The sequence below is a fragment of the Streptomyces sp. UNOB3_S3 genome, assembly GCF_020740895.1.
GTDB lineage: Bacteria > Actinomycetota > Actinomycetes > Streptomycetales > Streptomycetaceae > Streptomyces.
Genome location: NZ_JAILXP010000254.1, coordinates 1 through 10,779, shown reverse-complemented (window position 1 = coordinate 10,779; position 10,779 = coordinate 1). Strand labels below are relative to the sequence as shown.

Here is a 10,779-nt window from a genome sequence, read left to right as displayed (position 1 = left end):
GGGGTCCAGAAGGCGACGGCGCCGCGCTGGGCGGCGGTCGTGTGCGCGGTCGCCGGGGCCCGTTCGGCCCCGGCCGGCGCGGCGCCGGACGCGGTGGCCGGAGCGCCCAGGGCGAGCAGGGCGCCGGTGGCCAGCAGGATGCCGGGGGTGCCGTGGTGGGGACGTCTCACGCGTACTCCTTCTGCCGAGGCCGGGCGCGTGGGGCGCGGGGCCGTGTGGGGGGCCGGACCGGCTGCCGGGTCCGGGCAGACGAGTGGTGCGGATTCGACGGTGCGTCAGGAAGCGTGCCACGCACGGCGTGGGATTGACAGGGGCGCGTCAATAGCGTCCGGTCGGCCCGTCCGTTTTCCGCCGCGTGATCCCTCCATGGGCCGGGGACGCGACGCTCCGCCCGTGGTCCGGGCCCATCGCATACGGTTCCGGTATGAAGAATTGGTCGCATTCCGGCGTTCCGGCCGCTCCCGGCGAAGACGACGGCCCCAGGACCCTGGTCGTCGGCGCGGGGATGGCCGGGCTGTACGCCGCCCGGGAACTGCGCCGCGCCGGCCACGCGGTGACGGTCCTGGAGGCCCGGGAGCGCGTCGGCGGGCGGCTGTGGACCGAGGAGTGGGAGGGGCTGCGCGTCGACCTGGGCGCCTCCTGGATCCACGGCGTCGAGGACAACCCCGTCGCGGAGCTCGCCGAGGAGGCCGGTGCCGCCACGGTCGTCTACGACGTCGGCACCCTCGACTACGGCAGCCAGGACGGCACGGTCTCCTACGCCCCCGGCGGCCGCCGCCTCACCCGCGCCGAGGCGACGACCCTGGCCGAGGACCTGGAGGCCGCCGGCGGCGCGCTGGAGGAACTCGCGGCGCGGGCGGAGCCGGGGCTGTCCCTCGCGGAGGGGCTGCGTACGGTGCTGGGCGTCGTGGGCCTGGAGCCGGCGCGGGCCCGGCGGGTCGTCGAGGCGTGCGGCCGCATGGCGGAGGACGACTGGGGCGCGGGCATCGGGGAGCTGGCCCTGACCGCCGTGATCTGGGGCAAGGACTACGAGGGCGTGGAGGCCGTCTTCCCCGGCGGGTACGGGCAGCTGACGGACCATCTGGCCAGGGGGCTGGACGTACGGCTGGGACACCGCGTCACCCGCGTCGAACACGGTGGCGACGGGGTGGAGGTGCACACCGACGGCCACGGCGTCTTCACCGCCGGCCGCGCCGTGGTCACCCTTCCCCTGGGTGTGCTGAAGACCGGCGCCGTCACCTTCGCCCCGGAGCTGCCCGAGGCCAAGGGGCGCGTCATCGAGCGCATGGGCATGGGCGTCTACGACAAGCTCTATCTGCGCTTCCCGGCGGCGTTCTGGGACGACAGCGACGTGATCCGCCTGGAGGACACCCCGCACGGCGCCTTCGCCAACTGGTTCGACCTCCGGCACGTCACCGGGGCCCCGGTGCTGGCCGTCCTGCACGGCGGGCCCGTCGCCCGCCGCCTCGAAGGGCTGGACGACGCCACCGTGGTGGGCGACGCCCTGGCCGCCCTGCGCGGCGTCTACGGCGAGAGGGTGCCCGACCCCCTGGCGTACCGGCTCACCCGCTGGGCGGCCGACCCCTTCGCCCGGGGCTCGTACTCCTTCCCGGCCGCCGCCTTCGAGCCCGGCGACCACGACGTCCTGGCCGAACCCGTCGGGGACCGCCTGTACTTCGCGGGCGAGGCGACGAGCGCCGACCACAGCAGCACGGTCCACGGCGCGCTGCTCTCCGGCCGCCGCGCGGCCCGGAGCGTCCTGGCGGGCTGAGCGGGCCCGCGTCCGTACGGGGTCAGCCGGCTCTGTCCGCCCGGGGGACGGTCCGGTCGCTCCACGCGAGCTGGATCGACTCCAGGAGCCGGGCGTTGCAGCGGGTGGGGTCGTCGCTGAAGCCGGTCAGCCCGGCGGCCCAGTCCCGGATCCGGGCCAGGTCGGTCGTCACCGGCCTGGTGGTGGGGTGCTGTTCGGCGAGGCCCGCCGCGATCTCTTCGATGTCCGTCCATCGCATGGGCCAGAGTGTGTCGGAGGGCGCCCGCGAGGTCCAGAGAGCCCTCCGGCCGTGGTCGGGGCGTCGCGGGCCGACCTGCGGCGATGACCGGACGGTTACCGCGCGGTGGGCCCTGTCGGCAACGCCGTCGCGTTTACGCGGTGGTGTGTCGTCACCGGGTGGCGAGGCCGTCCACCAGGGCCCGGAGCCCGTCCGAATAGGTGTCCTGGGCGGTCAGCGTCTCCCATCGGTCGGCGACTTGCGCCAACCGGGGAACCTCTTCGGGGTCGAGGTCGGCGAAGACGCTCTCCCGGTGGACGGGACGGTCGTCCTCCGCGCGTCGCCGGGCCGCCGCCCGGACCATGATCTCTCCGGCCGTGTAGTACCAGATCGCGCGGTAACCGTGCACGGCCCGGTCGGGGGTCAGCCCGCAGTCGACGAACCCGTCCACGATTTGCTCGACAAACCACAGCGCGGTCTTCGACAGCAGGTCGTCGGCGGTCAGCACCGTCACGATCCAGGGGCAGGCCGCCAGTACCTCGTGGATCGCCTCCGCGGCGACGATGACCCGCTCGCGGGGCCGGTCGGGCAGTCCGGGCCGGCGCAGTGTCCGTGTCGCGTAGTCGTCCAGCAGCAGCACGAGCAGCTCGTCCTTGTTGCGGACGTGATGGTAGAGCGCCATGGGCGTACTGCCGATCTCCGTGGCCAGCCGACGCATCGTCAACCGGTCCACGCCTTCCTCGTCCAGGATCCGAAGGGCCGTCCCGATGATCTCGTCGCGGGAGATCCGGGGAGGTCGGCCGGGTGTCTTGCGCGGTGCGGGCGGTTGCGGCATGCCCCCATCCTCCCCTGGGTGTCGACACCGGGGCGCACCAGGGGCTAGTTTTCTTACATGTACAGAAACTTACGGGGGCGTCCCGGAGCCGTGCTGGCGGCGGCTGCCGTCGCGCAGTTCGTCGTCGCCCTGGACATGTCGGTGGTCAACGTCGCGCTGCCCGCGATCCGCCTCGCACTGGGGTTCACCCCGCTCGGCCTCTCCTGGGTCGTGCACATCTACGCGCTCACACTCGGCGGACTTCTGCTGCTGGGTGGCCGGGCCGGCGACCTCTACGGCCGGCGTCGGCTCTTCACACTGGGCCTGGCGGTCTTCGGGCTGTGCTCACTGGCGGGCGGGCTGGCCCAGGCGCCCTGGCAACTGGTCGCCGCCCGGGCCGGCCAGGGCCTGGGTGCCGCCGCGGCCGCTCCGGCCGCGCTGGCCATGCTGACCGCCACGTTCCCCGAGGGGCCTCGGCGCACCCGGGCGCTCGGGGTGTGGAGCGCGGTGAACGCGGCGGGCGGCGCACTGGGTGTGCTCGCGGGAGGGCTGCTGACGCAGTACGCGGGCTGGCGGTGGGTCATGCTGATCAACCTGCCCATCGTCGCGGCGGCTCTCGCACTGGTCCTCGCGGGCGTGCCCGCCGACGCGCCTCCCACCCGGCGCGAGGCTCCGGACATGCTCGGCGCCGTCCTGGCGACCGGCGGAACCGGGCTGCTGGTGTTCGGCGTTGTCCGCACCGACACGGTCGGGTGGGGCTCCCCGGCCACGCTGGTGGCCCTCGCCGCCTCGGCCGTACTGCTGGCCGCCTTCGTGGCCACCGAATCCCGGACCCCGGCACCGCTGCTGCGCCTCGGGCTGCTGCGCAGCCGCTGGGTTGCCGGCGCCAACGTCCTGGTGTTCCTCGCGGCGGCCGGGCAGTTCACCGCCTTCTACTTCGTGTCCCTGTATCTGCAGCAGGTCCTGGGCATGGGCGCCGCTGCCACCGGTGCCGCGTTCCTGCCCTTCTCCGTCGGCCTGGTCGCGGGCACCGTCGCCGCGACCCGCATCACCTCCTCCCGCTCCCCGCGCGCGGCTCTGGTGCCCGGCGCGCTGCTGGCCGCCGCGGGGCTGGCCTGGTTCTCCACCATCGAACCGGACGGCGGCTTCCTCGCCGACGTACTCGGCCCCTCCGTCCTCACCAGCATCGGCACCGGACTGGTCCTGGCTCCGGTCGCCGCCGCCGCGACCACAGGCATCACCCCCCGCGAGGCCGGCATGGCATCAGGCGTCTTCAACAGCTCCCGCCAACTCGGCGGCTGCATCGGTCTGGCCGTCCTCGCGACCGTCGCGGCGCACCGCACCGGCGCGGCCACCGACCCCGCCGCTCTGAACGACGGCTACGCCCTGGGCCTGGCGGTCACCGCCGCGCTCTTCCTGCTCGCCGCGGCCGTGGCGATCGCCGTACTGCCCCGTCACCGCGCTGCGCCGACCACCCCGCAAGCCGCCACCCCCACAGAGAATCAACTGGAAGGAACACCGTCATGACGACGACACCCATCGACCTGTTCGCCTCGGCACTGCTGTTCCACCCCGACGGCGATGTACGAGCCGCCGAACGCCGAATGGCGAGCAGCGACTCAGGCGCATGGCAGATCGCGACCTTCCACGTGGAGACCGACGCCGACGTCCACGCCGACCACTGGGAAATGCACCCGGAGGCGGACGAGGCGGTGTGCTGCCTGGCGGGCGGCGCCCGGATCCACTTCCGCCCCACCGGACCCGGCGAATCCAGCGAGGCGGTGCGGTTGCCGGCGGGCGCGGCCGTGATCGTTCCCCGAGGCCGCTGGCACCGCCTGGAACTGGACTCTCCGAGCGACCTCATGTCGATCACCCTTCGCCGCGGCACCCGCCTCGAAAGGCGCACCGACACCCACTGACCGAAGTGCGGCCCGGCAGCCCCTGCTGCCGGGCCGCCACCACTGCCCAGGGCTCACGGCAGCCGCGCCGGCGTCGGCCCTATCGATAGGTGCGGATCAGCCGGGCCAGGTGCCGGCCCGCTGTCAGCAGGGGCGCCTCGCTCCGCAGCACCTGCGCGGTCAGCTCGGCGCCCTCCAGGGTGCTGATCACCGCGCAGGCCAGATCACGGGCGGTGTCCTCGTCGAGGCCGCCCTCGCGCAGCTTCTCCGCGACCAGGTCGGTCCAGTGGCCGATGGCCTCGGCACAGGCCTGCTGGATGGCGGGGGCGCGGCCGACGGTCTCCAGGGCGGTGGCCGCCACGGGGCAGCCGTCCAGCCAGTCGGACTGCCGCAGATAGTCGGCGAGCAGCCGGGTGCAGGTGGTGATCGCCTCGGCGGGGTCCTCGTCGGTGGCCAGTCCGTCGCGCAGGATGTCGGCGAACTCGTGCTCGCCGTGCTGGATCGCGGCCACGGCGAGCTCCTGCTTGCCGCCGGGGAAGAAGTGGTAGACGGAGCCGAGGGTGGCTTCGGCGTCGCGGGCGATCTGCTTGATGCCCGTCCCCTCGTAGCCCTGGCGCTGCAGCAGCCGGGCCGCCGCCCGGACGATCCGGTCCCGGGTGCCGACGACGGCGCCCGTTCCCTCGGTGGCGTCGTGTCGCGGCTTGATCGTCTCCATTCCCCGAGTTTAACGGATAGAGCGTTCGTTCTAGCGCTGTGCTACGTTGATCCAAGTAGAGCGTTCGTTCTAGTCATGCGAGGAGAGCCAGTGAGCAAGCAGGCAGTGACCGTCATCGGGCTGGGCCCGATGGGCCAGGCGATGGTGGCCGCGTTCCTGGAGAACGGCCACCCTGTGACCGTGTGGAACCGGACCGCGAGCAAGGCCGCAGAGCTGGTCGCCAAGGGTGCCGTTCTGGCCCCCTCGGTCGAGGACGCCCTCAGGGCCAACGAGCTCGTGGTGCTGAGCCTCACGGACTACGACGCCATGTACGCCATCCTCGAGCCGGCCACGGCCGCCCTCGACGGCCGGGTGCTGATCAACCTCAGCTCGGACACCCCGGAGAAGGCCCGCGCGGCCTTCGCGTGGGCCGCCGGCCATGGCGCCCGGCATCTCACCGGTGGTGTCCAGGTGCCCCCGCCCATGATCGGCAAGGAGGGGTCCTCCACCTACTACAGCGGTCCGCGCGATGTCTTCGACACGTACCGGGAGACCCTCGCGGTGCTCACCGGCACCGACTACCGCGGTGAGGACCCGGGCCTCGCGGCCATGTACTACCAGGCCCAGATGATCATCTTCTGGACCAGCATGCTCAGCTACTACCAGGCCCTGGCGCTGGCCAAGGCCAACGGGGTGTCCGCCGGGGAGCTGCTCCCCTACGCCTCCGGCATGATGACGATGATGCCGCACTTCCTGGAGCTGTACGCCCGCCACGTCGACGACGCCGAGTACCCCGGCGACGTGGACCGGCTGGCGATGGGCGCGGCCAGCGTCGACCACATCCTCCACACCAGCGAGGACGCGGGCGTCGACACCACCCTGCTCAAGGCCGTCCAGGACGTCTTCCGGCGCGGCATGGACCGGGGCTTCGAGGACAACAGCTTCTCCAGCCTCATCGAGGTCCTGAAGAAGCCCTCCGCCTGACCGTCCGCCTGACCCGCCGGGTCGCGCGCGAGGACCGGCGGAAAATCCCGCCGGTCCTCGCGTGTTCACGCCACCGTTGACACCGTCGCCGCGTTCGCCGCGGCGGCGGATCAGAGGTAGTCGGTGCCCGGCTCGAGGCCGAGGAGGACGCGGCCGTGCGCCTCCAGCGAGCCGATGGGCGTCATCAGGCCGTGCAGCGACAGGGCCGCGATGTCACGGAAGCTCCGCTGGAACGGCGTGCTCCGCAGGATGGCCGAGGCCGAGCTGACGCCGAACAGAGTGTCGACGGCCTCCTTGGTCGCCTGGACGACATAGCCGACCTGGCCACGGACGGCCGCCTTCTCCTCCGTGGTCATCTTCTCGCCGGCGTCGGCGGCACGCTGGATGTTCTCCAGCCAGACCTTCTGGAACGCCTCGCACGCCGCGATCTTGTTGGCGGCGTGGCCCACCTGGACCTGGATGTAGGGGTGCTCGGCCTGGTCCGCCCAGTTGCTGTAGGACATGGGCTTGCCCGGGGTGCGCTCCAGGTACAGCTCCAGCGCGGCCTTCGCCAGACCGAGGTACACCGGGGCGCAGGTGGCCACGATGTAGCTGGTGAGGTTGTAGTTGCGGCCCTTGAGGTCGGCGTTCCAGCGGTCGCGGGTCGAGGCGTCGTACACGTCGACACCGACGATCCGGTGCGCCGGGACGAAGACGTCCTTGGCCGTGGAGGTGGCGCTGCCGGTGCCGGAGGCGCCGAAGACGTCCCAGTCGTCGGCTATCTCGATGTCCGAGGTCGGCACCATCGCGAAGAGCTCTTCGTGCTCACCGTTCTCGTGCTCCACCAGCGCCGCGTGGACGTTCCACTGGGCACCGCGGATACCGGTGTTGAAACGCCAGGTGCCGTTGAGGAGGTAGCCGCCCTCCACGGGCTTGAGGGTGCCGCCCGGGGTGAAGCCGCCGGAGATGCGCACCGAACCCTCGGCGTAGATCTCCTCCTGGGCCTTGTCGGGGTAGAGGCTGGCGATCCAGGCGGTGGAGATCCACACCATGGAGACCCAGCCGGTCGAGCCGCAGCCCCGGGAGATCTCGGAAAGGATCTCGGCCTGGTCGGCCACCGGGAGGTCCAGGCCGCCGAATTTCTTGGGCACGGCGATACGGAACACGCCCGCCTTTTCCAGCAATTCAAGATTGTCGGCCACAAGCCAGCGCTGGTCCTCGGTCTTCCGGCCATTGTCCCGGAGCGTCGGAACAATGTCCCGGACCGCTGCCAGCACTTCGGCGGCACCGATTTCTGACGCGCTCATCCTGCCTCCTGGCATTGATAATTGGTGCATGGTCCGCCCCGGCGGGCGTCCCTTTCAGTCCAGCGGTGACTGTACCCGCGCGGCGCCAGTAAACGGTGCCCGGACGGTAACGCCACGGTCATCGCGACAGTGGCCGGTGAATCCCCGATGACCGCCCGGTGAGCCCCTGATGGGAATTACCGTCATACCGGTGAAGAGGTATATCCGGCGCTGTCGCGCGATGCGCCGAATGGCCTCCGGAGGGTTGGCAACGGCCCGTTCGCCGCTTCACCCCTGTGGGTGTATTCCGCGGCCCGGCGAATGCCCCTTTCCGGGGTGGGAATAGCCAGTATGTCCGGGACTGTTCCGTCGGGCGGCCCGGCCGGCCTCCGGCATGAGATGAGGACGTGAACGAGCATGAACGCTTCCTTCCCGGAGCTGTCCCCGGCCGAGGGGGCCGCTCCCGCCCGCCGCACCGGCGGCGCGGTGCACGACTGGTCCGTGGACCCGCTGCCCGCCCTCGAATTCGACCCCCTGCTCCACCGGTTGCTGCGGGAGGAGCCCGTCGCCCGCGTCCGGATGCGCTTCGGCGAGGGGGACGCCTGGCTGGTGACCCGGTACGAGGACGTCAAGACCGTCGCCTCCGACCCCACGCTCAGCCGCGCCCTGACCGTGGACCGGCCGGTCACCAGCATGACCCCGCACGTGGTGGCCCCCGCCGGCGGCATCGGCCGCACGGACGCGCCCGATCACACCCGGCTGCGCCGCCTGGTCGCCCAGACCTTCGGGCGCAAGCGGGTGGCCGCCCTGCGCCCCCGGGCCCAGGAGCTCGCGGACCGGATGACCGAGCGCATGGCCCGCCAGGGCCCGCCCGCCGATCTGACGGAGTGCCTGACGGGCCCGCTGCCCGCCCAGCTGATCGGCGATCTGCTCGGCGTGCCCACCCGCGACATCGACCTGCTCCAGACCTGGCGCGCCGTCATCCTCTCCAGCGACCACACCCAGGCGGAGAGCGAGGCGGTCAAACGCGAGATCGCCGGCTACTTCCGCGCCCTGGCCGACCGCCGCCTCACCGACCCCGGCGACGACCTCTTCAGCGCCCTGGTCGCCGCCCACGCGCAGGAGGAGCTCAGCCGCGCCGAGCTCGTCTCGCTCGCCGTGATGCTGGTCCTCAACGGCATGGACGCGGTGCGCAACCAGGTCTCCAACATGGTCTACGCGCTGCTCACCCACCCCGAGCAGCTGGAGCGGCTGCGCACCGAGCCGGAGCTGCTGCCCGGCGCCGTGGAGGAGCTGCTGCGCTACATCCCCCACCGCAACGGCGTCGGCCTGCCCCGCATCGCCACCGCCGACCTGACCGTCGCGGACACCACCATCCGCGGCGGCGACGTCGTCTACGTGTCCTACCTGGCCGCCAACCGGGACTCCTCGGTCTTCACCGAACCCGACCGGCTCGACCTCGGCCGGGACGAGGCCCCCAACCTGTCCTTCGGCCACGGCGCCCACTACTGCGTGGGCGCGCTGCTGACCCGGATGGAAGCCGAGGTCATGCTCTCCACCCTGCTGGACCGCTTCCCCCGGCTGCGGCTGGCCGTCGAGCCGAAGGACATGCGCTGGCGACGGGGTTCCATCAACAGGGGCCCCGAGACCCTGCCCGTGGCCTGGTGAGCGCGGGCGGCCGCCCTCGATCGCCCTCAGCCGCCGTCCGGCGGGCCCGGCTCCAGCCGCTTCAGCTGCTCGGCCGTCACGCCCTCGGGGACGGGCAGCGGCGCCGGCGTCCGCAGCGGCGGCTGCCAGCCCGTCTCACGGTCCCAGGTGCGCACGATCCGGGCGGGTGCCCCCGCGACCACCGCGTGGTCGGGCACCTCGCCCCGGACGACCGCGCCCGCCGCGGCGACCACGTTCCGGCCGAGCCGCGCGCCGGGCAGGACCACCACCCCGGTGCCCAGCCAGCTGCCGGAGCCGATCTCCACGGCCTCGCTGCGCGGCCACTGCTTGCCGACGGGCACTTCGGGATCGTCATAGCTGTGGTTGGTCGTCGTGATGTACACGCCCGGGCCGAAGAAGCAGTCGTCCCCGATGGTCAGCGGCGCGTCGGCGATCACATGGCTGCCGCGCCCCAGCACCACGCCGTCGCCCAGCCGCACGATCGTCTCCCGCCCCAGGTCCAGGCCGGGCAGCATCCCGGCGGTGAGGGTCACGTCCTGGGCGATGACGCAGTGCTCCCCGATCTCGATCCACGGCTCCCCGAAGATGGTGCCCTGCGGAAAGGCGAGCCGGGAGTGCCGGCCGAGCCTGCGGAAGCGGTACGGGCCCGGGCACTCGGCGGTCACGGCCCCGGCCTCCCGCACCCAGCGGGCGCCGCGGTGGACGGCCGCCGAAGCGGCCCGGCGCCGCCAGCGCGCCAGGGTGGGGAACAGGTTCTGCTTCGGCACCCGCTCACCGTACTCAGCGCTCCACCGGCCGGATCCCGCACCGGCCTGTGATCTTCGCCCCACCCCGTCCGCCCCGTGACCACCGGCCGCTCCCAAGGAGACCTCCTGATGCCACGTCGTCCGTCCTCCCCGGTCCGTTCCGCCCTGCTGCGCGGCGCGCTGGCCGCCGCGCTCGCCACCACGGCCCTCCTCGCCCCGGCGGACCGGGCGACGGCCGGCGCGGGCGGCACCTACCTGAGGTTCACGAAGTACACCCCGGACGACTCCCGGCTGACCTACGTCCGGCACGGCCGGCCCGTCGTCACCTACCGCGCCGGCTCGGGCCGGGTGCCCGACGAGTGCCTGCGCGGCCGGGGCTGGCTGCCCGACGGCACCTACGCCCTGGGCCCGCACCACACCGCGTACGACGGCAACCTGATCAAGGGTTACGCGGTCGAGCTCGGCACCAAGCGCTGCCACGACGGCACCGACCGCACCGAGTTGTTCATCCACAGCCAGATGACCCGCTCCGGCGGTCAGGGCCGGGGCGGCTACCAGCGCTGGGACGGCCCCACCGACTACACCTCCCACGGCTGCGTCAAACTGCGCCCCTCCGACATCAAGGAGCTCTACCGGGTCCTCGGCCGCTACGGCTGGCCCGCGACCCTGCGGGTGACCGGCGGCTGAGCCCGACGGGCCGCCGCCCGCCGCCGGTTCGCCCC

Annotated in this window: 11 protein-coding genes; 6 read left to right on the top strand and 5 right to left on the bottom strand. The window is 72.7% G+C overall.

Annotated elements, in window-relative coordinates; genetic code table 11:
• Positions 1–424 precede the first annotated feature (424 nt).
• Positions 425–1,771, top strand: a complete 1,347-nt coding sequence (locus K6I33_RS24345) for an NAD(P)/FAD-dependent oxidoreductase (RefSeq protein WP_229356659.1) — start codon at positions 425–427, stop codon at positions 1,769–1,771.
• A 22-nt stretch (positions 1,772–1,793) separates the two neighbouring features.
• On the opposite strand, the gene iscX is transcribed toward K6I33_RS24345, so the two are convergent.
• Both iscX and K6I33_RS24335 read right to left on the bottom strand, forming a co-directional pair.
• Positions 1,794–2,009 (bottom strand): Fe-S cluster assembly protein IscX, encoded by a 216-nt coding sequence (iscX, locus tag K6I33_RS24340; RefSeq protein WP_229356658.1) that lies wholly within the window; start codon positions 2,007–2,009, stop codon positions 1,794–1,796.
• 151 nt (positions 2,010–2,160) lie between these two features.
• Positions 2,161–2,823, bottom strand: coding sequence for a TetR/AcrR family transcriptional regulator (locus K6I33_RS24335; protein WP_229356657.1), 663 nt, complete (start codon positions 2,821–2,823; stop codon positions 2,161–2,163).
• Positions 2,824–2,880: 57 nt separating this feature from the next.
• On the opposite strand from K6I33_RS24335, the gene K6I33_RS24330 reads away from it, so the two are divergent.
• Together K6I33_RS24330 and K6I33_RS24325 are read left to right on the top strand one after the other, a co-directional pair.
• Positions 2,881–4,329, top strand: a complete 1,449-nt coding sequence (locus K6I33_RS24330) for an MFS transporter (RefSeq protein ID WP_229356656.1) — start codon at positions 2,881–2,883, stop codon at positions 4,327–4,329.
• Positions 4,326–4,721 (top strand): cupin domain-containing protein, encoded by a 396-nt coding sequence (locus tag K6I33_RS24325; RefSeq protein ID WP_229356655.1) that lies wholly within the window; start codon positions 4,326–4,328, stop codon positions 4,719–4,721. Before K6I33_RS24330 ends, K6I33_RS24325 begins: the two co-directional genes overlap by 4 nt.
• 79 nt (positions 4,722–4,800) lie before the next feature.
• Here the strand turns inward: K6I33_RS24325 and K6I33_RS24320 are convergent, their stop codons facing one another.
• Complete coding sequence (locus tag K6I33_RS24320) at positions 4,801–5,415, bottom strand: TetR/AcrR family transcriptional regulator (protein WP_229356654.1); 615 nt, start codon at positions 5,413–5,415, stop codon at positions 4,801–4,803.
• Between the two features lie 90 nt (positions 5,416–5,505).
• On the opposite strand from K6I33_RS24320, the gene K6I33_RS24315 reads away from it, so the two are divergent.
• Entirely contained in the window at positions 5,506–6,378 is an 873-nt protein-coding gene (locus K6I33_RS24315; protein ID WP_374285730.1) for an NAD(P)-dependent oxidoreductase, read from the top strand.
• Between the two features lie 110 nt (positions 6,379–6,488).
• Here K6I33_RS24315 and K6I33_RS24310 read toward each other — a convergent pair whose 3' ends face one another.
• A complete protein-coding gene (locus K6I33_RS24310; protein WP_229356652.1) occupies positions 6,489–7,664 on the bottom strand; it encodes an acyl-CoA dehydrogenase family protein in 1,176 nt (391 codons plus the stop codon).
• A gap of 396 nt (positions 7,665–8,060) precedes the next feature.
• Between K6I33_RS24310 and K6I33_RS24305 the strand changes: the two genes are divergently transcribed.
• A complete protein-coding gene (locus K6I33_RS24305; RefSeq protein WP_229356651.1) occupies positions 8,061–9,311 on the top strand; it encodes a cytochrome P450 in 1,251 nt (416 codons plus the stop codon).
• 26 nt (positions 9,312–9,337) lie between these two features.
• Here the strand turns inward: K6I33_RS24305 and K6I33_RS24300 are convergent, their stop codons facing one another.
• Entirely contained in the window at positions 9,338–10,078 is a 741-nt protein-coding gene (locus tag K6I33_RS24300) for a DapH/DapD/GlmU-related protein (protein ID WP_229356650.1), read from the bottom strand.
• 108 nt (positions 10,079–10,186) lie between these two features.
• Here K6I33_RS24300 and K6I33_RS24295 point away from each other — a divergent pair, with 108 nt between their 5' ends.
• Positions 10,187–10,744 (top strand): L,D-transpeptidase, encoded by a 558-nt coding sequence (locus K6I33_RS24295; protein WP_229356649.1) that lies wholly within the window; start codon positions 10,187–10,189, stop codon positions 10,742–10,744.
• Positions 10,745–10,779 lie beyond the last annotated feature (35 nt).